Below are 23644 nucleotides of genomic sequence, written 5' to 3' on the forward strand. Positions count from 1 at the left end.
AGTCAAGGCGGAACCTGTCGTTCGCGAACGCAGCCCAGGGCAACGTTCACGCGTCCGCGAGCGTCCGCAGCGAGGAGAGGTCGTAGTTGGGCGGATGCAGAACCCGAGCCGCTGAGACTTTCCAGCCCACTTCGGTGCAGAGCCATACCGGATGCGTACCGAAGTTGAACTCGGTATAGGTTACGTCGCAGGTCAGGGTGGGTGCTTACGCGAGTCTGTAAATCCGTCGCGAAAGCTACAGAGGTTCGAATCCTCTACCCGCCACGCAGGATCGATGGGCCTTTGACCGGACAGGTCAGGGGCCCATCGTCGTTCGCAGCCGAGGGAGATCCCAGTGCGCACGCAGATGGCTACCGAGGCCGGCCGGACGACGGCGCCGAGTGAGGACCGCGCGCTCGTGGGGCCGAACCTGCTCGCCGTGCTCGACGGCGTGACGGCGAAGCCCGAGACCGGGTGCGGGCACGGGGTCGGGTGGTTCGCCGACCAGCTCTCCGCGGAGATCCTGCGCGTCGCTCACCTCGAGCCGGCCGCGGCGCTGCGACAGGCCATCGCGCAAGCCGCTGAGCTGCACGATGGCACCTGCGACCTCGACCACCCCGACTCGCCCAGCGTGGCGGTCGCGCTCGTGCAGATCACGGACGACGTGCTGCGGTACCTCGTGCTCGGGGATGCCACCGTCGTGGTCGACACCAAGGGCGAGTTGCGCGTCGTGAGTGACACGGTGACCAATCGGACGGCTGGGGCGAAGCCTGCTGACGTCGAGCACGCGTTGACGGGTGAGGTGCCGTTGCCGGACGTTCGGCGCGTCGCGCTTCTCACCGACGGTGCCGCGCGGGCTGTTGACCTGTTCGGCCTCTTCGGTTGGCCTCAGGCGCTCGAACTGATGACGGCGAACGGGCCCGACGACCTCATTCGCAGAATGCGCGCGGTCGAAAAGGAAGATGTCAAGGCCGTTGATTGGCCTCGCGAGAAGATTTCCGACGACGCGACTGTCGTCTATCTCGAGCGATAGGTCAGTGGTGGGGCGCCGGTTCGACGCCGCGGCGGCGCGCGATCGTGCGCATGTTGTCCTCGCCCCAGTCTCCCAGGGGTAACAGCGCCTCGTTCAGCCTGGCGCCCAGTGGGGTCAGCGAGTACTCGACGCGCGGTGGTACCTCGTGGAACACCTCACGATGCACGATTTCGTCCGCCTCCATCTCGCGCAGCACCTGGATCAGCATCTTCTCGCTGATGCCCGACAACGACCGCCGCAGCTCGCCGGTGCGCATCGGGCCGTGGTGCAGGGCCCACAGGACGAGTGCCTTCCAGCGTCCGCCGATCACGTCGATTGCCGCGTCCAGGCCGCACGAGTACTGCCGTGGCTTCATCCAGGATCCTTACCGAAAAGTGGGTACCTGACAAAATAGTAGGTACTTGTCGTGCGAACAGCGTCGGAACGAGCATTGCCGGCATGGGGATCAAGAAAACCGTGAGCGTGCTCGGCCTCGGCCGGATGGGCAGCGCGCTCGCCACCGCCCTCGTCGAAGAGGGCTTCGAAGTGACCGTGTGGAACCGGACGGACAAGCCTGCGCCGGTCGGCACCACCAAGGCGGCTACGCCGGAAGAGGCGTTCCGGAGCGACGTCGTCGTCACGTGTCTGTCCACTTACGACGTTCAGAAACCGTTGCTCACCAGGGACATCAAGATTCTCGTCAACCTGACGTCCGGCACTCCGGAGGAGGCCCGTGCCACCGCGCGGTGGGCGGAGGACAACGGCGTCGAGTACGTCGACGGTGTGATCATGGCCGTGCCGCAGCAGATCGGCACGGCGCAGGCGCGGATCCTGTTCAGCGGCAGCGAGAACCACCACGTCCTGCGAGCGTTCGGCGAGCCGGTCTTCGTCGGCGAGGACGCGGGTCTGGCCGCGCTCTACGACCTGGCCCTGCTCGGTGTCATGTGGTCGGCGTTCGGCGGTTACCTGCAGGCACTCGCGCTCGTCGGCAGCGCGGGCGTCACGCCGCGGCAGTTCACGCCGCTCATCACCGACTGGCTCGCCGTCGTGACCACCCTCCTGCCCGAGATGGGGGAGGAGGTGCAGAGCGGGAGCTACGAGACCGACGTGTCCGCCCTGGACATCAACGTGTCCGGGCTGCGCATGCTCACCGATGCCGGCGTCGAACAAGGCCTCGACACCACCCTTCCGCAGGCTCTGCACGACCTGTTCGAACGCGCCCAGCGCAACGGCCACGGCGCGCACAGCATCGCGAGCGTCATCGAGGAGATCCGGAAGTGAAGTACCTGGGCAAGAAGGCCGTCGTCACCGGCGGCACGCACGGCATGGGCCGCGCGACGGTGGAACTGCTGGTCGAGAACGGTGTCGAGGTGCTGCTGACCGGTCGCACGACCGACAAGGCCGAGGGCCTCAAAGCGCACGCCGTCGCCTCCGACGCGGCGAGCCTCGGCGACATCGCCAGGCTCAAGACCGAAGTCTCACAACGGCTCGGGGACATCGACCTGTTGTTCGTCAACGTCGGTTTCTCCACCCTCACGCCGTTCGACGCGGCCACCGAGGCCGACTACGACCGCACGTTCGACGTGAACACCAAGGGCGCGTTCTTCACCGCGCAGCACCTGGCGCCGCTGATCAGGGACGGCGGGGCGATCGTCTTCACCACGAGCGTCGCCACCGTCCTCGGCTCGCCCGGCCTGAGCGTCTACGCGGGCGCGAAGGCCGCGGTCAGGGCGTTCGCGCGCGGTCTCGCGGCGGAGCTGGCGCCGCGGGACATCCGGGTCAACGTGGTCAGCCCCGGCTTCATCGACACGCCGTCGATGGGCGTCACGGGCGTGCCGCAGGAGGTGCTCGAGCAGTTCAAGGAGGAAGGCGACCGCATCACCCCGCTCAAGCGCCACGGCACGATGGACGAAGTGGCGAACGCCGTGCTGTTCCTGGCGTTCGAGGCCACCTTCACCACCGGCGCGGAGCTCGCCGTCGACGGCGGTCTCGGCCAGGGGCTCAGCGCGTAGGAAAAATCTTCTGGCTTCCTGTCACACATCCGCCGCCCCTCGGGTCGACCGGGTACAAGACGAGACAGGAGAACGAAGATGAGGATCACCAACCCGATCATGTCGGTGCCCGGCGCGATGAAGGCGATGCTGGACCTGTCGGCGGCCGCGTCGACGACGGGCGTCGACAAGGACCTCGTGGAGCTGATCTGCCTGCGGGTCAGCATCATGAACGGCTGCGGCGCCTGCATCGACTACCACACCAAGCTGTTGCGCGAGGCGAAGGTGGCGGACGAGCGGGTCTACGCCGTCGCCGGCTGGCGGGACGTTCCGTACTACTCCGACGCGGAGAAGGCGGCGTTCGCGCTCGCCGAGGAGATGACGCACGTGCACGTCAGCGACGCGGTGTGGGACGAGGCCGCGAAGCACTGGAGCGAACAGGAGCTGGCGGGGCTGATGCTGGCGATCTGCGCGATCAACACCTGGAACCGGCTCAACGTCGGCTCGCAGCAGAAGGTGTCCGCGTAGGACAGACGCATTCAGGACAGGCGCGTTTCAGGAAGAGACCGGCGCGCAAGAGCTTCCTCTCTCTTGCGTGCCGGCCTCAGCGCGCAGCATACCCCATGTCGAACAAATGTTCGATCATCGTGGGCGCGCGCAGTCAGCTCGCGGCGAGTGCCGCGCGGCCGTCTTCGGTCAGCTCGGCGCAGACCCGCCGGCCGAAACTCGTGGGCCGCGCGGGGCGCAGCAGTCCCGCGTGCACCAGGTCGTGCGTCGCCATCTGGTCGCAGCAGGGCAGTCCGTCGACGTAGAGCTCGGGTTCGATGCCGCCGGTCACCTCGGCTCGTCCTGCGGCGACGGCCCGCAGCATCGATCTCGCTCTTCCGCTGAGCTCCATCTCGACCCCCGGTGGTGTTCGAATCCCTGTACCCCTTTGTCGAAATAGAGGCCGGATTCGTTCCACAAGTACGGTGTCGTTCGAGTTCTTCGCTTGTGTGAACGGGTAGATCATGTCTCATTGGTCCGTTCGAGCAGCGCAGACACGCCGGTGGACGAGCGCAGTGCCGGTCGGCGCGCCCACACCGTCCACCTCGGACGGTATCCGTGCGAGTACCAGAACGGCGTCGAGCGCGGGTTCGGCAACGCGTGGTGGAGCAGCGTCGACGCCACGCCGGCGCGGTCCAGCACGTCGTGCGCGTGTGCCGTGAGAGCGCTGCCAGCCCCCGTGCCGCGCGCATCCGGCCGAACGCCGAGGTGCCCCAGGTACGCGAACGGCCGCGCCGACGCGAACCGTTCCACCCAGCCCGCGTCCTGCGGAAGGTCGACGTAGATCATGCCGACGGGCGTGTCACCGCGGACCGCGAGCCACATCGCCTCGTGATCGCGGCCGAGCACCTCGGCGAGCGCGGTCCGCAGGTGTTCCGCTGTGTTCGGGCGTTCGGTCACCATCCCGAACGCCGAGTCGTACCGGACCGTGTGCATGTTCAGCTCGACCACCACGTCGAGGTCGGCACGCGTCGCCGCCCTGATGCCCACCCCGGCCGGCCGCGTCGGCGCGGACGTCCCGGCGAGGCGCTCGGCGATCACGGTGAGAGGGGCGAAGCCGTGGTGGATCAACGGCAGCGTGCAGGCGGCCTCGTGGGACGGCACCGTCACGATCGCCGCGGTGTCCGGGTCGTCGAGGCCCGTCAGCCGCGTCTCCCACTCGTCGAGCAACGCCGGCAGGTCGCAGCCCGGCTGCCAGGCCAGCCTGTGCGTGCGCAGCGGCCCCCAGGTCGCCGCCAGCGAATCCGGATCTGCCTCGGTGCGGGAAAAGATCTCGGTCACGCTCCATCTGAGCATGGCAGGGTCTGGTTGTGGAGATCTACGTCGTGGATTCGTTCACCGACCGGCCCTTCGCGGGCAACCCCGCCGGGGTCGTGCTCCTGACCGAGCCGCGCGACGACGCCTGGATGCGGCACGTCGCCGCCGAGATGAAGCACGCCGAGACGGCCTTCGTCACGCCCGACAACCACCTGCGCTGGTTCACGCCGGAGGTCGAGGTCGACCTGTGCGGACACGCCACGCTCGCCACCGCTCATGTGCTGGGCGGCAGGCAGGAGTTCACCACGCGTAGCGGCGTCCTCACATGCACCAACGACGACGGGTGGGTCCACATGGACTTCCCGGCGGACCCCCCAGAGTTGACTGACCCGCCAATCGGACTAGCGGAAGCGCTGCCACATGCGACGATCAAGTCCGTGAGTCGCGGACGGTTCGACTTCCTGATCGAGTTGGCGAGCGCGGAGGAGGTCCGTTCCCTGCGACCAGATGTCCAAGGACTGACACAGTTTCCATCACGCGGAGTGATCGTGACGGCGGTCGGCGACGGCGAGGCGGACATCGTGAGCCGCTGTTTCTACCCGGCTGCCGGTGTCCCGGAAGATCCCGTCACCGGTTCGGCCCACTGCACGCTGGCGTCCTATTGGGTGCCCCGGCTCCACCGCGCTGACCTGCTGGCGGAGCAGGCGTCGCCGCGCGGCGGGTTCGTGCGGGCGACCCTCGCCCAAGATCGCGTGCGGCTCTCGGGGCAGGCCGTGACCGTGCTCCACGGGCGCCTCAACGCCTAGCCACGTCTGGATGAATCGACGTCACCAAGGGTGCTCGACCTGCCATTTTGTACCCCGAGCGGGGTACATTGATGCCTCTGGAGGGGTCCTGATCGCGAAGTGCGGGACCCCTCAGTCACGCCTAGAGGTCCCCCCATACCCAGGCCGACGAGGAGGCTGGATGTCCGACCGAGCGTCGGCCCCCGTGTCGGACTCGGCCGCCTGGTCGGCCAAGTCGACCAACCGCGCGTTCAGCGCGTTCGCCGTCACCCTCCTGGTGGCCGGCGTCGTCTGCGCGGGCATGGTCGCGGCCTGGCTCCCGGAGAAGGAGAACACCTCACTCTTCTGGATCGGCCCGCTGCTCGTCGTCGGCTTCCTGCTGGCCGAGCAGCTCGCGATCAACGTCGACGTCCGCAGCGGCGTCGCGTGGACGATCTCCTTCACCGAGATCCCGCTGGTCCTGGGTCTGCTGGTGGCCCCGTTCGAGATCGTGCTCGCCGCCCACGTGGTCGCGGGCGTGGGCACGTTGCTCGGCAGGCGGATCCTCGACCGCGCCGTCTACAACGCGGGCCTCATGTTCATGGAGATCTCCGTGGCGTTCGCCGCCGCGGAGGCCGTGAACCGGATGATCGGCGCCGGCGGGCCGTTCTGGGCGGGCGCCTTCGTCGGAACGATCACCGTGCCGATGCTCGCGAGCGTCCTGGGCCTCTGCGCGCTGCGGCTCATGGGCAAGTCGATGCGCGTCGGCAACAGCCTTCGTCTCGTGCTCCAGACGCTGGTCGTGGCGCTGCTGAACACCTCGATCGGCCTCGTCGGCTACCAGATCGTCTCCACCACCGAGTGGGGCGGCGTCCTCATCCTCCTGGTGCTCGCGGGCATCGTGGCCACCTACCTCGCCTACTCCGGCCTGCTGCGCGAACAGCGCGACCTGGAGGCGTTGAGCGAGGTCAGCCTCCGCGTCGCGAGGTCGGGCCAGCACGGCACCGGCCCGCGCCAGCCCGACGACGACCTCACCACGGGCGTCGAAGAGGACGAGTGGCAGCAGATCGCCGAACGCATCCGCGAGCAGCTCAACGCCAACAGGGTCGTGCTGCGCCTGCGCACCGACCCGCAGGAAGCCATGATCACCCTCGTCGCCGGCGAACCGCTGCCCGACGAGATGACCGCGACGGACCCCCGTGCCGTGCGCGAGGACCCGGTCCTGCAGCTGCCGGGCACGCACGTCCGCTACTACCGCGTCGCCGACGCCACCGAGGACGTCACCGAGGCCCTGCTGCGCCGTGACGCGCAGGAGGCGCTGGTCGTCCCGTTGCGCGGCGCGACCCAGCTGCTCGGCGCCGTCGAGGCCCACGACCGGCTCTCCCGCTGGCGCGGCTTCGGCAAGGCCGACATCCAGCTGCTCCGCACGCTGGCCTCGCACCTCGCGACGGCCGTCGACAACCGGCGCCTGCTGGCCCGGCTGCGCCACGACGCCTACCACGACCCGCTGACCGGCCTGCTGAACCGCGCGGGCCTGCGCGAGGCGTGCGCCGAGCCGTTGCGCGACTCCCGGAGGGGAGTGGTGCTGCGCATCGACCTCGACATCCTGTCGACGGTCTCCGACGCGCTGGGCCAGGCCTGGGGCAATCGGATGGTCGTCGCGGCCGGGCGCCGTCTGCGCGACGCGCTCGGAGCCGACGTCCCGCTGGCGAGGCTGGAGGGTGGCGCGTTCGCCGCGTTCCTCGACGACTCGCGGTCCGGCGCGGCGCACGAGATCGCCGAACGCCTGCGCGCCGGGCTCTCCGTGCCGTACCCCGTCGACCGGCTCACCGTCGAGGCCTCCGCCGTCGTCGGCTACGCGTCGAAGGCGGACTCCGAGACCGAGGACCCGGACCCGGACGTGCTGCTGCAGCGCGCCGACGTCGCCGTGCGCGCCACGACCGAGGGCACGCCCGTGAAGGCCTACGCGCCTTCGATGGGACACCTCTTCCTGCGCCGCTTCCAGCTCGTGACGCAGTTCCGCCAGGCCGTCGAGACCGGGCAGATCTCGGTGCACTACCAGCCGAAGGTCGCCCTGCCGTCACGTCAGGTCGTGGGCGCGGAGGCGTTGGTGCGCTGGACGCACCCGGAGTTCGGCCGCGTCGACCCGGACGAGTTCGTGCCGGCCGTCGAGGCCACCGGTCTCGTGGACGTGCTGACGGACTTCGTGATGGACAGGGCCCTGGAGCGCGTGCGGCGCTGGCTCGACCGCGGGCTGCGCATGTCCATCGCGGTGAACCTGTCCGTGCGGACGCTGGGCGACGAGGACTTCCCGAACCGCGTGGCGGCCGCTCTGGAGCGCCACGACGTGCCGTCCGGGCTGCTGACCTTCGAGCTCACCGAGTCGGGCGTCATGGCCGATCCCGAGCGCGCCCTGCCGGTGCTGCGGCGCCTGCACGCGATCGGTGTCGTGCTGGCGGTTGACGACTTCGGCACGGGCTACTCGTCACTCGCGTACCTGCGCCAGCTGCCGGTCGACGAGGTCAAGATCGACAAGTCGTTCGTGCTCGGGATGGGCACGGACCTCGGCGACATGGCCGTGGTCCGGTCGATCGTGGAGCTCGGGCACTCGCTCGGCCTGGTCGTCGTCGCCGAGGGCGTCGAGGACGACGCCGCGCGCGACCAGCTGGTCGGGATGGGCTGCGACGTGGCGCAGGGGTACCTGATCTCCAGGCCGCTGTCCGAAGATCGCTTCGAGGCCTGGCTGCGGGCACGAACGGTGCAGGTCAGGGGTGCTCGGGATGAGACGGTGCTCACCTTGGTCCACTAGGGGGACCCCCGGATTTCGTTCTTGGTGGACCCGTGTTGTAGAGTTCTCCTCGCTCGGCAAGAACGAAAGAGCAAGCCCCTTTAGCTCAGTCGGCAGAGCGTCTCCATGGTAAGGAGAAGGTCTACGGTTCGATTCCGTAAAGGGGCTCCACTACTGGCCGCAGTGCTGAGCGCTGCGGCTGTAGTTGTGTAAAGCGGTGTAGCTCAGTTGGTAGAGCAAGCGGCTCATAATCGCTGTGTCGCCGGTTCAAGTCCGGCCACCGCTACGCGAGTTGGGTGGGGTGCGTCGGCGGAAAGCGCCGACCTGCCTCGCTCCGCATGATTTCGGGGGCCCAGCCTCCACACCCCCGGGCAGCAACCTCGTTGCCCGACCCCGCCGGGCGGTAAGCCCGTACCGGACGCCTCATCTCGAGGTCGGGGCACGTGTGCTCTCAGGAAGGCAAGGACCGTGGCTGCAACCGACGTACGCCCCAAGATCACCCTCGCGTGCGAGGAGTGCAAGCACCGGAACTACATCACCAGGAAGAACCGGCGCAACGACCCGGACCGCCTGGAGATGAAGAAGTTCTGCCCGAACTGCAAGACGCACCGCTCGCACAAGGAAACCCGCTGAGCGCGTAGCAGCTTTCGACCGAGGCCCGTCCCACGCGTGGGACGGGCCTCGTCGCATATAGGCTCCTTCGGTGCCTCTCGACCCCAGTTTCACCGGACGCAGTTACCCGCCGTCGCAGCCGTACGACGTGAGCCGCGAGAAGATCCGCGAGTTCGCCGACGCGATCGGCGCGACCAGCCCGGCCTACCGCGACGCCGACGCGGCGAAGGCGTTGGGGCACAGGGACGTCATCGCCCCGCCGACGTTCGCGATCGTCGTGTCGATGAAGACCAACGAGACGGTCATGTTCGACCCCGAGCTGAAGCTCGACTACAGCCGCGTCGTGCACGGCGACCAGAACTTCACGCACCACCGGCCCATCACCGCGGGCGACCAGCTCGTCAGCGTGGCGCACATCGACGCCATCACGTCCCGCATGGGCAACGACATGGTGACCGTGCGGACCGAGATCAGCACGGTCGACGGCGAGCCCGTCGCCACCGCCAAGTCGATGCTCGTCGTGAGGGGGGAGGACGCGTGACGAACGCTGCCGTGGGAACCGAGCTGCCGGCGCTGTCCGTGCGCCTCACGCGCGCCGACCTGGTGCGCTACGCGGGTGCCTCGCTGGACTTCAACCCCATCCACTGGAACGAGCAGACCGCGAAGGAAGTCGGCCTGCCGGACGTCATCGCGCACGGCATGCTCACCATGGCCGTGGCCTCGCGGATCGTCGCGGAGTGGATCGGCGACCCCGGCGCCATCGTCGAGTACGGATGCCGCTTCGGCCGGCCCGTGGCGGTGCCCAACGACGACGAAGGCGCGCTGGTCGAGGTCACCGCGAAGGTCACCAAGGACTTCGAGGACGGAACTGTGAAGGTCAACATCAACGCGGCTTTTGACGGCAAGTCGGTGTTGACGGGCGCGTTCGCACGCGTGCGCGTCGGCTGATGATGTGATCAACAACACCACCGGATCACTCGATCCGGTGGTGTTTGCGGTGCTCACGAGATGTTCGGCACCCGAGGGCGCGTCAGTTGCACGACCCTGATTCGTCTTCTCGCCATCCGTGTGGGTAGGCTGTGCGACAGGCCGCTCGGCAAGTGCTTGAGCGGTCTGGTTGGAATGGACGGGACAGGCTCCCGTACACTTCCTGCTTGGCCAGGGGATCTCGTTTCGGGGTCTCAAAGGGGTGTAGCTCAACTGGCAGAGCAGCGGTCTCCAAAACCGCAGGTTGCAGGTTCAAGTCCTGTCGCCCCTGCTGTCGAAGCGCGTCATGGGTGGAGTGGAGGCACGGCATGAGCGAGGGCCGCGAGCAGGACCAGCCGGAGGAGCGCGAAGGCGCTGTCCGGCCGTCCACTGCTGCGGCGCGACGTGAACGTCGTGCCTCCTCTCGCCCGGCCGCCCGCAAGGACGGCAGCAGCGCTGAGTCGAAGAAGAGCGTCGCCAAGTCCGACTCCTCGGACGAGGACGCGAAGAAGGGTCGCCCGACCAAGACCCGTGAAGGGCAGGAGAAGCGTCCCTCGCTGATCGGGCGGTTCTTCCGCTACATCCGCGAGGTCATCGGCGAACTCCGCAAGGTGATCTGGCCGACGCGCAAGCAGCTCGTCACCTACACCGGCGTCGTGCTGGTGTTCGTGGTCTTCATGGTTGCGCTGGTGTGGGCTCTCGACCTCGGCTTCGGCGCGGCTGTTTTCGAGTTGTTCGGCTGAGCCGGACAGCTGCCGCTGCAACCAGGAAGCGAGATCCACAGTGAGCTCCGACAACGGCGTTGACGCCCAGGAGAAGACCGACCTCATCGACGACGAGGTGTCCGAGGACACCGCGGCCGACGAGACGGTCGAGTCGGAGGCTGTGGACTCTCGAGACGTCGACGCCGCGGACTCCTCCGACGACGAGTCCGACGAGACCGCCGCCGTGGAAGACGACGACGTCCTGGCGATCGACGAGACCCCGATCGACGAGGAGATCGCCGACCCCGCCGAAGAGCTGCGTCAGGCCCTGCGCCACGCGCCCGGCGACTGGTACGTCGTGCACTCCTACGCCGGCTACGAGAACAAGGTCAAGGCGAACCTCGAGACTCGTATCCACACGCTCGACATGGAGGACTACATCTTCCAGGTCGAGGTGCCGACCGAAGAGGTCACCGAGATCAAGAACGGCCAGCGCAAGCTGGTGCAGCGCAAGGTGCTGCCCGGCTACATCCTGGTCCGCATGGAGCTCACCGACGCGTCCTGGAGCGCCGTCCGCAACACGCCGGGCGTGACCGGGTTCGTCGGAGCCACCTCGAAGCCCTCGCCGCTCACCATCGACGAGGTGCTGAAGTTCCTGCTCCCGCAGGGTGAGCAGAAGCCCGCCGAGGGCAAGAAGGCCGCTTCTGCGACCGCGTCGAAGCCGACCATCGAGGTCGACTTCGAGGTCGGCGAGTCGGTCACCGTCATGGACGGACCGTTCGCCACGCTGCCCGCGACGATCAGCGAGGTCAACGCGGACGGCCAGAAGCTGAAGGTCCTGGTGTCGATCTTCGGCCGGGAGACGCCGGTCGAGCTGTCGTTCAGCCAGGTCTCCAAGATCTGAGCGGTCCCCTTTACCGAGGGGACCGATCGGCCACGCTGCGGCTGGCAGGGCCGCGCGCGGACACCGCAATAACAGGAAGTACGGACAATGCCACCCAAGAAGAAGAAGCTGTCAGCGATCATCAAGCTGCAGATCAAGGCTGGTGCCGCCAACCCGGCGCCTCCCGTTGGTCCCGCGCTGGGTCAGCACGGCGTCAACATCATGGAGTTCTGCAAGGCCTACAACGCCGCGACCGAGTCGCAGCGCGGTCAGGTCGTGCCGGTCGAGATCTCCGTGTACGAAGACCGCTCGTTCGACTTCAAGCTGAAGACCCCGCCCGCCGCGAGGCTCATCCTCGCCGCTGCCGGTGTCGACAAGGGATCGGGCGAGCCCCACCGCCTCAAGGTCGCCAAGGTGACCATGGAGCAGGTGCGTCAGATCGCGCAGACCAAGATGGTCGACCTGAACGCGAACGACATCGACCAGGCCGCGAAGATCATCGCCGGCACCGCCCGTTCCATGGGCATCACGGTCGAAGGCTGACCACACCCTCTTCTGAGCAAGCGTGGGAGAGCCGAGCGCGGCTCATTCACCACGAACTGATCCACGGTAAGGAACAGATTTCATGAAGCGCAGCAAGGCCTACAAGGCCGCCGCCGAGCTGGTGGACCGGGAGCGGCTGTACTCGCCGCTGGAGGCCGCCAAGCTCGCCAAGGAAACGTCCAAGGTGAAGCTGGACTCGACCGTCGAGGTCGCGATTCGCCTCGGCGTCGACCCTCGCAAGGCCGACCAGATGGTCCGCGGCACCGTGAACCTGCCGCACGGTACGGGCAAGACCGCCCGCGTGATCGTCTTCGCGACCGGTGACAAGGCCGCAGAGGCCGAGGCCGCCGGTGCGGACGCCGTCGGCTCCGAGGACCTGATCGAGCGCATCCAGGGTGGCTGGCTCGACTTCGACGCCGCGATCGCCACCCCCGACCAGATGGCCAAGGTCGGTCGCATCGCCCGCATCCTGGGCCCGCGTGGCCTGATGCCGAACCCGAAGACCGGCACCGTGACCCCCGAGGTCACCAAGGCCGTCAACGACATCAAGGGCGGAAAGATCAACTTCCGCGTCGACAAGCAGGCCAACCTGCACTTCGTCATCGGCAAGGTGTCGTTCGACTCCGAAAAGCTGGTCGAGAACTACGCCGCTGCTCTGGACGAGGTTCTGCGCGCGAAGCCGTCCGCGGCCAAGGGCCGGTACGTCAAGAAGGTCACCGTCTCCACGACGATGGGCCCTGGCATCCCGGTTGACCCGAACCGCACCCGCAACCTGCTGGGTGACGAGGCCTGAGCCTCTTCGGTCCGCCTGGTTAGCTGAGAAAGGCCTCCGGCTTGTGCCGGGGGCCTTTTGCGTTGGGACGGGCCGGTTTGCTTGCGCTGGTTGCGGTTCCAGCAGTTGGGGTGCACCGCTTCCCAGCCGGTTCATAGGGCTGCCGGGCTCGCTTCGCATCGCGGTTTCGGGTGTGCCCCGCGGTGTGCTGGGTGGTGGTTTGTCAGGTGGAGAAGGTTCGTCGGTAGTCGCTCGGGGTTGTGCCCACCTGTCTCAGGAAGTGGTGGCGGAGGTTGTTCGCCGTGCCGATGCCGCTCAGCGCCGCGATCTTCTCCACCGGCAGGGTGGTCGACTCCAGCAGGGCCTGGGCTCTGGTGATGCGTTCGTTCAGCAGCCACCGCAGTGGTGTTGTGCCTGTGGTGGCTTGGAGTCTTCGGTAGAACGTTCGCGGGCTCATGGCTGCTTTGCGGGCCAGGATCTCGATCGTCAACGGTTCGTCCAGGCGGGCTCTGGCCCAGTCCAGCACCGGGGTGAGGCCCTGTTCGTCGGTGGTGGGGATCGAGAGGTCCACGTACTGGCCCAGGTGGCCCGGGCGGTGGCCAGGGACCACCATTCTGCGGGCCAGTTGGTTTGCCACGTGGGCGCCCAGGTCTTTGCGGACCAGGTGCAGGCAGAGGTCCAGGGCCGCGGACATGCCCGCACTGGTCAGGACGTCGCCCTCGTCCACGTAGAGCATCGAGTCGTCGATTTTCACCTTTGGGTAGCGCTCGGCCAGTAGCGCTGTGTGCATCCAGTGCGCGGTGGCTCTTCTGCCGTCCAACAGGCCTGCTTCTGCCAGGGCGTAGGCGCCTACGCAGGACGAGACGATTCTCGCGCCGTTGGCGTGGGCTTTGCGCAGTGCTGCGACCAGGTCTGGTGGGACTGGTGCGTTGTCCTCGATGACCTCGTCCGGCACCCACGACACGATTACGGTGCCGGCGTTGACGATGTCGTCCATGGTGTGGGTGCTGTGCAAGGTGAAGCCTGGCGTTGTGGTGCTCGTGCGGGGTCCTGTGCCGCACAACCACAACTCGTACCAGGGGTCGGCCAGGTCGGGTTGGGGTGTGCCGAAGACGGCCGCCGGGATGCCCAGTTCGTAGAGGTCCGCGACGCCGAAGTCGCTGGGGACGATCAGGGCGACGGGGCCAGCGCTCATGGGGTCAGCCTATGGCAGGAATTTGGTGAAAGGGGTCATTCCGGTCACTGGTGGGGGTGATCGGCTTTGGTGACGCTGAGGGCATGACATCTGAAGCGATCACCGTGCTGGGGCTGGGGAATCTCGGGCGTGCGGTGGCTGGGACGTTCTTGGTGAACGGATATCCCACGACGGTCTGGAACCGGTCTGCGGCGAGGGCTGCGGGGCTTGCGGAGGCCGGGGCGAGTGTGGCGTCCGGTGTGGGGGAGGCGCTCTCTGGCGCTGATCTCGTGGTTGTCGTTTTACTGGATCACCTTGCGGCACAGGAGGTTTTGCGTGGGGTGGACGTGCGGGGGCGGGCGTTGGTCAACCTCACTTCCGGCACGCCCGAGGAAGCTCGGGAGATGGCTCGCTGGGCTGCGGAGAACGGGGCGGAGTACCTGCACGGGGCGGTGTACGCGGTGCCGCAGACGATCGGGACCGCCGAGTCGTCCATCAACTACAGCGGTTCCTCGGCGGTGCACGAGCGGTGGCGGAAGTCGTTGGCTTCGCTGGGGAAGGTCACGTACCTGGGGGAGGACGCCGGGCTCGCCTCCGGGTACGACGTGGCGATCCTGGCCGGGATGTACGGGCTGCTCGGCGGCTTTCTTCACGGTGCCGCGCTGGCGCGGGCCGGTGGCATCGAGGTCGGTGAGCTCACGCCGAGGATGTTGTCGTGGCTGACGGACCTCCAGCCGGCGCTGGTCACCTTCGCCGGGGAGATCGACCGCGGGGACTTCGCCGCCGGGGAGTCGAGCCTGGCGATGAACCAGACCGGGCTGGCGATGCTCATCCGGGCGACCGAGGCGCAGGGCGTGCCCTTCGCCGCGCTCGAGTCCTTCAAGGAGCTGGTCGACGTGCAGGTCGGCCAGGGGCGCGGCGGGGAGAGCCTCGCCCGTGTCGTCGAGTCGTTCGGTGTTGTGTCACAACGGGGTGCGCGCGGCTAGCAGGGATGCCGGTCAACCACAGGTGCTGGGCGACCAGTCGGTGATGACCCAGCCCGCGTTCACCTTCTCGACTACGAACAGGCCCAGGCGCGGGCCGCCCTCGACGGTCAGGGCGCAGGAGTCGATGGTGACCCTGGTGGAGGCCGGGGTCTTCAGCATGTCCGGCGGGAACATGACCTGCTGGTACTTGTCAACGCTGGTCACCTGGGTCTTCAGCGTTGTCACGGCTGCGGCGCAATCGCTTGCGCCGTAGGCGTTCGCGAACTTCTGGCGGGTGTCGTCGCGCAGGAACAACGTGCAGGCGCGGGTCGTGTCGGCGAACGACACGTGCTTGTAGAACATGCCGACGGTGCCCTGCAGGCCGGCGGGTGCGGAGAGGCCCTGGGCCGGGCCGGTGACGCCGCCGCTGTCCTGGGCGATGTCGCCGGGGTCCTCGGTGCTGAAGAAGTGGTTGTAGGCCCACATCGCCGAGAAGACGACGAGGAGGAAGAACAGCGCGCGCCAGAAGATGCGGCTGCCCAGCACGACCAGCCACCAGCGCTTGCCCTGCGGCCGGAACGGCTGGGGCGCCTGGCCCGTCGCCTCCTGGTAGCGCTGGTACTCCTGGAACCGCTGGAACTCCTGGAACTGCCGCAGCTGCTCCGGGTCCACCTGCGGGGCGGGCGGCTGCGGCGGCTGCGGCTGGCGGGGCGCGAGGTCCTTGCCGGGCTCGTCGGTCACAGGTCACATCATGCCGATTTGGATGGCCGCTACACAGTCGGCTACTCTTTTAGTGGTTCTACCGAAGACCGCTGGTTTTCTCCGCGAGGAGAACGAAGGCCCCGTTGCAACACGGGCGGCCCGCGCAGGGAGGACGAGGCCCAGTTCTTGTGACGCCCCGTGCTGCTTGTGCGCGTGGGCGTTTCTGTTGTTTCGGGACCTTCTCACCGCTGGTGGTCTAACCCAGCCCAGAGAGGAGGCGATCATGGCGAAGCCCAGCAAGGTTACGGCGGTCGCTGAGCTCGCGGACCAGTTCCGCACCAGCTCGGCAGCGGTTGTCACCGAGTACCGTGGCCTCTCCATGGCGCAGCTCACGACGCTGCGTCGCGCTCTCGGCGCGGGCACCAAGTACACCGTCGCGAAGAACACGCTGGTCAAGCTGGCCGCTGCGGACGCCGGCATCGAAGGCCTCGAGGCCCTCATGTCCGGTCCGACCGCCATCGCGTTCGTCGAGGGCGAGCCCGTCGACGCCGCCAAGGCGATCCGCGACTTCGCGAAGGACAACAAGGCCCTGGTCATCAAGGGCGGCTACATGGATGGCCGCCCGCTCTCGGTCGACGAGGTCACCGCCATCGCGGACCTCGAGAGCCGTGAGGTGCTGCTCGCGAAGCTCGCGGGCGCGATGAAGGGCAACCTGGCCAAGGCCGCGGGTCTGTTCAACGCCCCGGCTTCCCAGGTCGCTCGCCTGGCTGCTGCCCTGCAGGAGAAGAAGGCCGCCGCGGCTCCCGCCGCCGAAGCCGACGCTCCCGCCGAAAGCTGATCACCCGAAGACACACCCGACGCTTTCGCGCGGGAAATTAGAAAGGACCGCCGATCATGGCGAAGCTCAGCACCGAAGAGCTGCTCGACGCGTTCAAGGAGATGACCCTCCTCGAGCTGTCGGAGTTCGTGAAGCAGTTCGAGGAGACCTTCGAGGTCACCGCCGCGGCGCCCGTCGCCGTCGCCGCTGCCGGCCCCGCGGCCTCCGCTGCCGACGAGGCCGAGGAGCAGACGGACTTCAACGTCGTCCTCGAGTCCGCCGGCGACAAGAAGATCCAGGTCATCAAGGTCGTCCGCGAGGTCGTCTCGGGCCTCGGCCTGAAGGAGGCCAAGGAGCTCGTCGAGTCCGCTCCGAAGGCGATCCTCGAGGGCGTGGCGAAGGACGTCGCCGACGCCGCCAAGGAGAAGCTCGAGGCTGCCGGCGCCAAGATCACCGTCAAGTGATCCTCGCCCCTTCGGGGGCTGGCGTTCTGCCTTGCAGTGCCTGAACGGGCGTGCACCCTCAACGGGGTGCACGCCCGTTTTTGTTGTTTCGCACCTGCTTCGCCGCTGACGTGTTCGGAGTCACATCAGTCTCGAAAGTGGTGCTCGTCAGGCGGTGGTCCAGGGGTTTGCGACCGTTTTGCGAGGTCACGCAGCGTGCCGTTATCTGAACGCAACCGGCGTTAGCCCAACTGGTGAGTAACCTGCCGCGAACGAACTCGTTGCCCCAGTGTGACGCCGATCGCCACGGTGTCCGGGCGTGTGCGGAGGTGCGTGGATGGGTGTCGAGGTGGTCGTCGAGGGTCTGACCAAGTCCTTCGGCAAGCAGACCATCTGGCAGGACGTCACGCTCACGTTGCCGCCGGGTGAGGTCAGCGTGATGCTCGGGCCGTCCGGTACCGGCAAGAGCGTGTTCCTGAAGTCGTTGGTCGGGTTGCTCAAGCCGGAGCAGGGCAAGATCGTCATCAACGGCACGGACCTCGTGCGGTGTTCTGAGCATCGGCTCTACGAGATCCGGAAGATGTTCGGGGTGCTGTTCCAGGACGGTGCGTTGTTCGGGTCGATGAACCTGTACGACAACATCGCGTTTCCCCTGCGGGAGCACACCCGTAAGACCGAGGCCGAGGTTCGGCGCATCGTCCTCGAGAAGATGGAGATGGTCGGTCTCGTCGGCGCCGAGAAGAAGCTTCCCGGTGAGATCTCCGGCGGTATGCGCAAGCGGGCCGGGCTGGCCAGGGCGCTGGTGCTCGATCCCGAGATCATCTTGTGTGATGAGCCGGACTCGGGGCTTGATCCCGTTCGCACGGCCTATCTGAGCCAGTTGCTGATCGACCTCAACGCCCAGATCGACGCGACCATCCTGATCGTCACGCACAACATCAACATCGCGCGGACCGTGCCGGACAACCTCGGCATGCTGTTCCGGCGCGAGCTCGTCATGTTCGGGCCCCGTGAGGTGTTGCTGACCAGTGACGAGCCCGTTGTCGAGCAGTTCCTCAACGGGCGGCGGCTCGGGCCCATCGGCATGTCCGAGGAGAAGGACCAGGCCACCATGGCCGCCGAGCAGGCCCATGCGGACGCCGGGCACTCGGACGGGTCGCCTGACGAGGACATGCGCGGTGTGGTGCCGCAGCTGGAGCCGACGCCAGGGTTGCCCTACCGGGATGCGGTTCGCCGGCGCAAGGACCGGGTCATGTCGATCATCCACCAGCTGCCCGACGAGGCGCAGCAGGGGATCATCGCCAGCCTGACGCCCGAGGAGCAGATGCGGTACGGGGTGCACGTCGGGGTGCCGGTCGCGGCTCCTGCGCCGAGTCCTCGGCCGCGGCGGGGTGGTGTGCTGTGAGCGCGCCCACGACCTTTCCCGGCGCCGGTGCGCTGCGGGAGACCGGGAAGCTGTGCCAGCTCGGGATCGACGTCGTGCGGACGTCGTTCCGGCGGCCGTTCCAGCTCCGCGAGTTCATCCAGCAGAGCTGGTTCATCGTCAGCGTGACGGTGCTGCCGACGGCGCTGGTGTCGATCCCGTTCGGTGCGGTCATCGCGTTGCAGCTCGGATCGCTGACGCGGCAGATCGGTGCGCAGTCGTTCACGGGTGCCGCCAGCGTCCTCGCGATCATCCAGCAGGCCAGTCCGATCGTGACGGCGCTGCTGATCGCCGGAGCCGGTGGCTCGGCCATCTGCGCGGATCTCGGTTCCCGGAAGATCCGGGAAGAGATCGACGCGATGGAAGTGCTCGGTGTGTCGCCGATCCATCGGCTCGTGGTGCCGCGGGTTCTTGCCGCGATGCTGGTGTCCGTGCTGCTCAACGGCATGGTGAGCGTCGTCGGCGTGCTGGGCGGCTACTTCTTCAACGTGATCATGCAGGACGGCACGCCCGGCGCCTACCTCGCGAGCTTCAGCGCGCTGGCGCAGCTGCCCGACCTGTGGATCAGCGAGCTCAAGGCCCTGATCTTCGGGTTCATCGCGGGCATCGTGGCCGCGTACCGGGGGCTCAACCCCGCCGGTGGGCCCAAGGGAGTCGGTGACGCGGTGAACCAGGCCGTGGTCATCACGTTCCTGCTGCTGTTCTTCGTCAACTTCGTCCTCACCACGATCTACCTCCAGGTCGTGCCCGCGAAGGGGAGCTGATGGCGAACAAGGTGCTGTCCACCCTGGACGGTTTCGGCGACCAGCTGTCGTTCTACCTCAAGGCGCTGGCCTGGACCCCCCGTGCGCTCAAGCGGTACTCCAAGGAGACGTTGCGGCTGCTGGCCGAGGTCAGCTTCGGCAGCGGCGCGCTCGCGGTCATCGGCGGCACGATCGGCGTGATGGTCGGGCTGTCCGTCTTCACGGGCACCGTCGTGGGTCTTCAGGGCTTCACGGCGCTGAACCAGATCGGCACGTCGGCGTTCGCCGGCTTCGTGTCCGCGTACTTCAACACCCGTGAAATCGCGCCGCTGGTCGCCGGACTGGCGCTCTCCGCGACGGTGGGGTCCGGCTTCACGGCTCAGCTGGGCGCCATGAGGATCTCCGAGGAGATCGACGCGCTGGAGGTCATGGGCATCCCCAGCCTGCCGTTCCTCGTCACCACGCGGATCATCGCCGGGTTCGTCGCGATCATCCCGCTGTACGTGATCGGCCTGCTGACCAGCTATCTGGCCGCTCGCACGATCACCGTGGAGTTCTACGGGCAGTCGGCCGGCACCTACGACCACTACTTCAACCTGTTCCTACCCCCGATCGACGTGCTCTGGTCGTTCGGCAAGGTGCTGGTGTTCGCGATCGTGATCATCATGACCCACTGCTACTACGGCTACCGGGCGTCCGGCGGTCCCGCGGGCGTCGGTGTGGCGGTCGGGCGGGCGGTGCGGACCGCGATCGTCACGACGGCGCTGCTCGACTTCTTCCTGAGCCTCGCGATCTGGGGCGCCACGACGACGGTGAGGATCGCCGGATGAGGAAACGTGCGCTGGGCATCGCCTTCCTCCTCGCGATCGCCATGTTCCTGTCGCTCACGGTGGCGCTGTACAAGGACGCCTTCAGCGACTACGTGAAGGTCACGCTCAAGACCGACCACATCGGCAACCAGCTGCAGACCGCGAGCGACGTCAAGGTGCGCGGGCTGATCGTGGGATCGGTGAAGGCCGTGCGCACCAGCGGTGAGGGCGCCGAGCTGGAGCTCGCGCTGCTGCCGGACAAGGTCGAGCAGATCCCGGCCAACGTCAGCGCGCGCCTGCTGCCCAAGACGTTGTTCGGCGAGCGGTACGTGAACCTCGTGCTGCCGCAGCGCAAGGACGCGGCGATCACCGAGGGCGCGGTCATCGAGCAGGACCGCACCAGCAGCGCGATCGAGCTGGAGCGCGTGCTGGACAACCTGATGCCGGTGTTGCAGGCGATCCAGCCGGAGAAGCTCGCCACCACGTTGACGGCGCTGTCGCAGGCGCTCGACGGACGGGGCAAGCCGCTCGGCGAGACGCTCGTGTCGCTCGGCTCCTACCTCGGCGAGCTCAACCCGCAGCTGCCCGCGTTGAAGGAGAACATCTCCAGGCTCGCGGACGTCGCGAACGTCTACTCGGACGCCGCGCCGGACCTGCTGCAGGCGCTCGACGACATGACCACGACGACCAAGACCGTCGTCGAGCAGCGCGACAACCTGCTGTCGCTGTACGGGACGCTGACCACGACGTCGCAGGACCTCACCAGCTTCGTCGCGGTCAACAAGAACAACATCATCTCGCTCGCCGACACCGGCCGCCCGACGCTCGAGCTGCTCGCCAAGTACGCGCCCGAGTACCCCTGCCTGATCAAGGGACTCGCGGAGTTCGAGCCGATCATCAGCAAGGCGTTCGGCCAGGGCACCAACGAGCCCGGCCTGCACATCACGCTGGAGATCACGCAGAACCGCGGCAAGTACAAGCCGAACCTCGACGAGCCCGAGTACTCCGACAAGCGCGGTGCCCGCTGCTACGACCTGGTCCCGCGGCCGGACCCGTTCCCGCAGTACCCGCCGGACGGCCCCGTGAAGGACGGCTCCAGCTCGCCGCCGCCCGCCCGCTCCGCCAGCGACGGGCTCATCCCGCCCGGCGCCACCATCCCGTCGTCCGCGCAGGACGCCGTCAACCTCGCCAACTCCCCTGAGGAGGCCCGGTTGATCGCGGCTCTCTTCGGTCCGCGCGTCGGCGTCGACCCGCAGGACATGCCCGGCTGGTCGAGCCTGCTGCTGGGACCGCTGGTCCGCGGAACGGAGGTGACGGTCAGGTGAAAGGCGTGCTCGCACCGCTGCTCAAGCTGATCACCTTCGCGGTGGTCACGATCCTCGCGACCTCGCTGCTCGCGGTGACGATCGCCAACGTGAACCTGGCCGGCGCCACGGACTACAAGGCCCGGTTCACCGACGTCACCGCCCTGAACGAGGGCGACGACGTCCGCATCGCCGGTGTCCGCGTCGGGCAGGTCGACGGGATCAAGGTCGTGGACCGCAAGACCGCCGAGGTGGAGTTCTCCATCGACGGCGACCGCAAGCTGCCGGAGGCGGTGACCGCGACGATCAAGTACCGCAACCTGGTGGGACAGCGGTACATCGCGCTGGAGTCCGGCACCGGTGACACCAAGGCCGTGCTGCCCGAGGGCGGCACGATCCCGCTGGACCGCACCAAGCCCGCGCTCGACCTCACCGTGCTGTTCAACGGCTTCAAGCCGCTCTTCCAGGCGCTGTCGCCGGAGGACGTGAACAAGCTGTCGTTCGAGATCATCCAGGTGCTGCAGGGAGAAGGCAGCACCATCGACAGCCTGCTGCAGCACACGGCGTCGCTGACCAGCACGCTGGCGAGCAAGGACAAGGTGATCGGCGAGGTCGTCGACAACCTCAACACCGCGCTCGACACCGTGAACTCGCGCGACCAGGACTTCGACAACCTCGTGGTCACCCTGCAGACGCTGGTCTCCGGGCTCGCGCAGGACCGCCAGCCGATCGGTGACGCGATCACCGCGCTCGGAGACCTCACGAACGCCACGTCGGGGCTGCTGGAGCAGGGCCGCGCGCCGTTGAAGAACGACATCGCGCAGCTCGGCATCGTCTCGAAGACGCTGGGCGACAGCGAGGCGCTGGTCGACGGCATGCTCCAGCGGCTGCCGACCAAGCTGGAGACGATCACGCGGACCGCGACCTACGGCTCGTGGTTCAACTTCTACCTGTGCGAGGCCAGCGGCCAGATCGCCGTGCCGCCGGTCATCAACGACCCGATCCCGATCACGGCGTTGCCGGTCACACAGCAGAGGTGCCGCCGATGAAGACCTCCAACCCGATCAGGACCGGCGCGATCAGCCTGACGTTGATCGCCCTGCTGCTGCTGGCCGCGTTCTACTCGGACGACCTGCCGATCGTCGGTGGCGGCACGAGCTACGCCGCGGACTTCAGCGAGGCCGCGGGACTGGTGCCGGGCAACGAGGTCCGCGTCGCCGGCGTGAAGGTCGGCAAGGTCACCAAGGTCAAGCTGAACGGCGACCGCGTGCGCGTGACGTTCAAGGTCAAGGACGCCTGGGTGGGCGACCGCACGACCGCGATGATCCGCATCAAGACGTTGCTGGGCCAGAAGTTCGTGGCGCTGGACCCGCAGGGCAGCCAGCCGCTCTCGCCCGGCGACCCGATCCCGAAGGAACGCACGCTCGCGCCGTACGACGTGAACGAGGCGTTCAACGGGCTCGCGACGACCGTCGGCCAGATCGACACCAAGCAGCTCGCGGACAGCTTCACGGTGCTGTCCGACACCTTCAAGAACTCGCCGGAGCACGTCCGCGGCGCGTTGGACGGCCTGTCCGCGTTGTCGAAGACGATCTCCTCGCGCGACGAGCAGCTGGCGAAGCTGCTGGACAACACCCGGCAGCTCACCAAGACCCTCGCCGACCGCAACGCCGAGTTCGAGAAGCTCCTCTCCGACGGCAACCTGCTGCTCGGCGAGCTGCGCAAGCGCCGCGAGGCGATCAGCGCGCTGCTGACCGGCACCCGCGACCTGGCCAGGGAGCTCAGCGGCCTGGTGCAGGACAACCAGGACCAGCTCAAACCGGCCCTGGAGCAGCTCGGCAGGGTCACCACGATCCTCGCGCGCAACCAGGAGAACCTCGACCGCAGCCTCGCGCTGATGGCGCCGTTCTACCGGGTGTTCGCGAACACCCTGGGCAACGGGCGCTGGTTCGACACCTACATCTGCGGCCTCCTGCCGCCCTCGGTGAACCTCGGCGGCGTCGGGTTCAACGAGGAAGGCTGCCTGCCACCGGGGGTGCAGCGATGACAACGGCCGTGAACACGAAGCTGGGCCGCGGGATCGCCATGGCCTGCGTGCTCGCGCTGGTCGCGACCGCGGCGCTGTGGTGGATCTTCTCGGGCATGAACGAGCGCAAGGTGACCGCGCACTTCGCCGCGGCCGTCGGCGTCTACCCCGGCGGTGACGTCCGGGTGCTCGGCGTGAAGGTCGGCACGATCGACGAGGTCGTGCCCGACGGCAAGACCGTGCGGGTCGTCTTCAGCCTCGACCGCTCGGTGCGGGTCCCGCAGAACGCCCAGGCAGTCGTGGTCTCGCCGAGCGTGGTCAGCGACCGGTACGTGCAGCTCACGCCCGCCTACACCGGCGGGCCGACGATGGGCGACGACACGGTGATCCCGCGCGAGCGCACCGCGACACCGGTCGAGCT

At 67.7% G+C, this 23644-nt stretch carries 28 protein-coding genes and 3 tRNA genes; 26 read left to right on the forward strand and 5 right to left on the reverse strand.

Annotated elements, in window-relative coordinates; all coding sequences use genetic code 11:
- The first annotated feature begins 334 nt into the window (after window positions 1-334).
- Window positions 335-1012 carry a protein phosphatase 2C domain-containing protein gene (locus VM306_RS01410; RefSeq protein WP_325510353.1) on the forward strand — a complete coding sequence of 226 codons (678 nt, stop codon included), beginning with the start codon at window positions 335-337 and terminating at the stop codon, window positions 1010-1012.
- A gap of 1 nt (window position 1013) precedes the next feature.
- Here VM306_RS01410 and VM306_RS01415 read toward each other — a convergent pair whose 3' ends face one another.
- A complete protein-coding gene (locus VM306_RS01415; RefSeq protein ID WP_325510354.1) occupies window positions 1014-1367 on the reverse strand; it encodes a helix-turn-helix domain-containing protein in 354 nt (117 codons plus the stop codon).
- A gap of 83 nt (window positions 1368-1450) precedes the next feature.
- Here VM306_RS01415 and VM306_RS01420 point away from each other — a divergent pair, with 83 nt between their 5' ends.
- From VM306_RS01420 to VM306_RS01430, 3 genes are all read left to right on the forward strand, one after another.
- Window positions 1451-2272 carry an NAD(P)-dependent oxidoreductase gene (locus VM306_RS01420; protein WP_325510355.1) on the forward strand — a complete coding sequence of 274 codons (822 nt, stop codon included), beginning with the start codon at window positions 1451-1453 and terminating at the stop codon, window positions 2270-2272.
- A complete protein-coding gene (locus tag VM306_RS01425; RefSeq protein WP_325510356.1) occupies window positions 2269-3003 on the forward strand; it encodes an SDR family NAD(P)-dependent oxidoreductase in 735 nt (244 codons plus the stop codon). The genes VM306_RS01420 and VM306_RS01425 overlap by 4 nt, the downstream gene beginning before the upstream one ends.
- Before the next feature lie 78 nt (window positions 3004-3081).
- A complete protein-coding gene (locus tag VM306_RS01430; RefSeq protein ID WP_325510357.1) occupies window positions 3082-3510 on the forward strand; it encodes a carboxymuconolactone decarboxylase family protein in 429 nt (142 codons plus the stop codon).
- 133 nt (window positions 3511-3643) lie between these two features.
- Here VM306_RS01430 and VM306_RS01435 read toward each other — a convergent pair whose 3' ends face one another.
- Both VM306_RS01435 and VM306_RS01440 read right to left on the reverse strand, forming a co-directional pair.
- On the reverse strand, window positions 3644-3853 hold the full coding sequence (locus VM306_RS01435) for a hypothetical protein (RefSeq protein WP_325510358.1): 210 nt from the start codon (window positions 3851-3853) through the stop codon (window positions 3644-3646).
- Between the two features lie 137 nt (window positions 3854-3990).
- Window positions 3991-4809, reverse strand: coding sequence for a GNAT family N-acetyltransferase (locus VM306_RS01440; RefSeq protein WP_325510359.1), 819 nt, complete (start codon window positions 4807-4809; stop codon window positions 3991-3993).
- A 29-nt stretch (window positions 4810-4838) separates the two neighbouring features.
- On the opposite strand from VM306_RS01440, the gene VM306_RS01445 reads away from it, so the two are divergent.
- From VM306_RS01445 to rplA, 12 genes are all read left to right on the forward strand, one after another.
- Window positions 4839-5591 (forward strand): PhzF family phenazine biosynthesis protein, encoded by a 753-nt coding sequence (locus VM306_RS01445; RefSeq protein ID WP_325510360.1) that lies wholly within the window; start codon window positions 4839-4841, stop codon window positions 5589-5591.
- Between the two features lie 160 nt (window positions 5592-5751).
- The gene (locus tag VM306_RS01450; protein ID WP_325510361.1) at window positions 5752-8358 is read left to right on the forward strand and encodes a putative bifunctional diguanylate cyclase/phosphodiesterase; all 2607 of its coding nucleotides are present in this window, start codon (window positions 5752-5754) and stop codon (window positions 8356-8358) included.
- 74 nt (window positions 8359-8432) lie between these two features.
- A tRNA-Thr gene (locus VM306_RS01455) sits at window positions 8433-8508 on the forward strand.
- 42 nt (window positions 8509-8550) lie between these two features.
- Window positions 8551-8623, forward strand: a tRNA-Met gene (locus tag VM306_RS01460).
- A 182-nt stretch (window positions 8624-8805) separates the two neighbouring features.
- Window positions 8806-8970 carry a 50S ribosomal protein L33 gene (gene rpmG / locus VM306_RS01465; RefSeq protein ID WP_325510362.1) on the forward strand — a complete coding sequence of 55 codons (165 nt, stop codon included), beginning with the start codon at window positions 8806-8808 and terminating at the stop codon, window positions 8968-8970.
- A gap of 70 nt (window positions 8971-9040) precedes the next feature.
- A complete protein-coding gene (locus VM306_RS01470; protein ID WP_325510363.1) occupies window positions 9041-9490 on the forward strand; it encodes a MaoC family dehydratase N-terminal domain-containing protein in 450 nt (149 codons plus the stop codon).
- Window positions 9487-9897, forward strand: coding sequence for a MaoC/PaaZ C-terminal domain-containing protein (locus tag VM306_RS01475; protein WP_325510364.1), 411 nt, complete (start codon window positions 9487-9489; stop codon window positions 9895-9897). The genes VM306_RS01470 and VM306_RS01475 overlap by 4 nt, the downstream gene beginning before the upstream one ends.
- Before the next feature lie 237 nt (window positions 9898-10134).
- Window positions 10135-10207, forward strand: a tRNA-Trp gene (locus tag VM306_RS01480).
- 37 nt (window positions 10208-10244) lie between these two features.
- Window positions 10245-10658 carry a preprotein translocase subunit SecE gene (secE, locus tag VM306_RS01485; protein WP_266043541.1) on the forward strand — a complete coding sequence of 138 codons (414 nt, stop codon included), beginning with the start codon at window positions 10245-10247 and terminating at the stop codon, window positions 10656-10658.
- A gap of 40 nt (window positions 10659-10698) precedes the next feature.
- Entirely contained in the window at window positions 10699-11523 is an 825-nt protein-coding gene (nusG, locus tag VM306_RS01490; RefSeq protein ID WP_325510365.1) for a transcription termination/antitermination protein NusG, read from the forward strand.
- An 87-nt stretch (window positions 11524-11610) separates the two neighbouring features.
- Window positions 11611-12045, forward strand: a complete 435-nt coding sequence (gene rplK / locus VM306_RS01495) for a 50S ribosomal protein L11 (RefSeq protein WP_053733180.1) — start codon at window positions 11611-11613, stop codon at window positions 12043-12045.
- Between the two features lie 82 nt (window positions 12046-12127).
- Window positions 12128-12838 carry a 50S ribosomal protein L1 gene (gene rplA / locus VM306_RS01500; RefSeq protein WP_325510366.1) on the forward strand — a complete coding sequence of 237 codons (711 nt, stop codon included), beginning with the start codon at window positions 12128-12130 and terminating at the stop codon, window positions 12836-12838.
- A gap of 202 nt (window positions 12839-13040) precedes the next feature.
- Here the strand turns inward: rplA and VM306_RS01505 are convergent, their stop codons facing one another.
- A complete protein-coding gene (locus VM306_RS01505; protein ID WP_325510367.1) occupies window positions 13041-14012 on the reverse strand; it encodes a helix-turn-helix domain-containing protein in 972 nt (323 codons plus the stop codon).
- Between the two features lie 83 nt (window positions 14013-14095).
- Between VM306_RS01505 and VM306_RS01510 the strand changes: the two genes are divergently transcribed.
- On the forward strand, window positions 14096-14977 hold the full coding sequence (locus tag VM306_RS01510) for an NAD(P)-dependent oxidoreductase (protein WP_325510368.1): 882 nt from the start codon (window positions 14096-14098) through the stop codon (window positions 14975-14977).
- Window positions 14978-14989: 12 nt separating this feature from the next.
- Here the strand turns inward: VM306_RS01510 and VM306_RS01515 are convergent, their stop codons facing one another.
- Complete coding sequence (locus VM306_RS01515) at window positions 14990-15697, reverse strand: hypothetical protein (protein WP_325510369.1); 708 nt, start codon at window positions 15695-15697, stop codon at window positions 14990-14992.
- 244 nt (window positions 15698-15941) lie between these two features.
- Here VM306_RS01515 and rplJ point away from each other — a divergent pair, with 244 nt between their 5' ends.
- The 9 genes from rplJ to VM306_RS01560 form a co-directional block, all read left to right on the forward strand.
- Window positions 15942-16496 carry a 50S ribosomal protein L10 gene (gene rplJ / locus VM306_RS01520; protein ID WP_325510370.1) on the forward strand — a complete coding sequence of 185 codons (555 nt, stop codon included), beginning with the start codon at window positions 15942-15944 and terminating at the stop codon, window positions 16494-16496.
- A gap of 56 nt (window positions 16497-16552) precedes the next feature.
- Entirely contained in the window at window positions 16553-16939 is a 387-nt protein-coding gene (gene rplL / locus VM306_RS01525) for a 50S ribosomal protein L7/L12 (protein WP_325510371.1), read from the forward strand.
- A 316-nt stretch (window positions 16940-17255) separates the two neighbouring features.
- Entirely contained in the window at window positions 17256-18323 is a 1068-nt protein-coding gene (locus tag VM306_RS01530; RefSeq protein WP_325510372.1) for an ABC transporter ATP-binding protein, read from the forward strand.
- Complete coding sequence (locus VM306_RS01535) at window positions 18320-19105, forward strand: ABC transporter permease (protein ID WP_325510373.1); 786 nt, start codon at window positions 18320-18322, stop codon at window positions 19103-19105. The genes VM306_RS01530 and VM306_RS01535 overlap by 4 nt, the downstream gene beginning before the upstream one ends.
- Entirely contained in the window at window positions 19105-19914 is an 810-nt protein-coding gene (locus tag VM306_RS01540; RefSeq protein WP_325510374.1) for an ABC transporter permease, read from the forward strand. Before VM306_RS01535 ends, VM306_RS01540 begins: the two co-directional genes overlap by 1 nt.
- Window positions 19911-21218: an MCE family protein gene (locus tag VM306_RS01545; protein ID WP_325510375.1), complete on the forward strand. Its 1308-nt coding sequence runs from the start codon at window positions 19911-19913 to the stop codon at window positions 21216-21218. The genes VM306_RS01540 and VM306_RS01545 overlap by 4 nt, the downstream gene beginning before the upstream one ends.
- Window positions 21215-22246 carry an MCE family protein gene (locus VM306_RS01550; protein ID WP_325510376.1) on the forward strand — a complete coding sequence of 344 codons (1032 nt, stop codon included), beginning with the start codon at window positions 21215-21217 and terminating at the stop codon, window positions 22244-22246. Before VM306_RS01545 ends, VM306_RS01550 begins: the two co-directional genes overlap by 4 nt.
- The gene (locus VM306_RS01555) at window positions 22243-23244 is read left to right on the forward strand and encodes an MCE family protein (protein ID WP_325510377.1); all 1002 of its coding nucleotides are present in this window, start codon (window positions 22243-22245) and stop codon (window positions 23242-23244) included. Before VM306_RS01550 ends, VM306_RS01555 begins: the two co-directional genes overlap by 4 nt.
- Window positions 23241-23644 (forward strand): MlaD family protein (locus tag VM306_RS01560; RefSeq protein ID WP_325510378.1); only part of this gene is annotated, 404 nt, incomplete at its 3' end. The genes VM306_RS01555 and VM306_RS01560, both read left to right, overlap by 4 nt.

This window comes from Lentzea sp. (assembly GCF_035525475.1).
Lineage (GTDB): Bacteria > Actinomycetota > Actinomycetes > Mycobacteriales > Pseudonocardiaceae > Lentzea.

Coding starts and splice junctions, on each gene's coding strand:
- VM306_RS01415 (WP_325510354.1), bottom strand. CDS start 1,367: ATGAAGCCACGGCAGTACTCGTGCGGCCTGGACGCGGCAATCGACGTG.
- VM306_RS01420 (WP_325510355.1), top strand. CDS start 1,451: ATGGGGATCAAGAAAACCGTGAGCGTGCTCGGCCTCGGCCGGATGGGC.
- VM306_RS01430 (WP_325510357.1), top strand. CDS start 3,082: ATGAGGATCACCAACCCGATCATGTCGGTGCCCGGCGCGATGAAGGCG.
- VM306_RS01435 (WP_325510358.1), bottom strand. CDS start 3,853: ATGCTGCGGGCCGTCGCCGCAGGACGAGCCGAGGTGACCGGCGGCATC.
- VM306_RS01450 (WP_325510361.1), top strand. CDS start 5,752: ATGTCCGACCGAGCGTCGGCCCCCGTGTCGGACTCGGCCGCCTGGTCG.
- secE (WP_266043541.1), top strand. CDS start 10,245: ATGAGCGAGGGCCGCGAGCAGGACCAGCCGGAGGAGCGCGAAGGCGCT.
- rplK (WP_053733180.1), top strand. CDS start 11,611: ATGCCACCCAAGAAGAAGAAGCTGTCAGCGATCATCAAGCTGCAGATC.
- rplA (WP_325510366.1), top strand. CDS start 12,128: ATGAAGCGCAGCAAGGCCTACAAGGCCGCCGCCGAGCTGGTGGACCGG.
- VM306_RS01505 (WP_325510367.1), bottom strand. CDS start 14,012: ATGAGCGCTGGCCCCGTCGCCCTGATCGTCCCCAGCGACTTCGGCGTC.
- VM306_RS01510 (WP_325510368.1), top strand. CDS start 14,096: ATGACATCTGAAGCGATCACCGTGCTGGGGCTGGGGAATCTCGGGCGT.
- rplJ (WP_325510370.1), top strand. CDS start 15,942: ATGGCGAAGCCCAGCAAGGTTACGGCGGTCGCTGAGCTCGCGGACCAG.
- rplL (WP_325510371.1), top strand. CDS start 16,553: ATGGCGAAGCTCAGCACCGAAGAGCTGCTCGACGCGTTCAAGGAGATG.
- VM306_RS01530 (WP_325510372.1), top strand. CDS start 17,256: ATGGGTGTCGAGGTGGTCGTCGAGGGTCTGACCAAGTCCTTCGGCAAG.
- VM306_RS01540 (WP_325510374.1), top strand. CDS start 19,105: ATGGCGAACAAGGTGCTGTCCACCCTGGACGGTTTCGGCGACCAGCTG.
- VM306_RS01545 (WP_325510375.1), top strand. CDS start 19,911: ATGAGGAAACGTGCGCTGGGCATCGCCTTCCTCCTCGCGATCGCCATG.
- VM306_RS01555 (WP_325510377.1), top strand. CDS start 22,243: ATGAAGACCTCCAACCCGATCAGGACCGGCGCGATCAGCCTGACGTTG.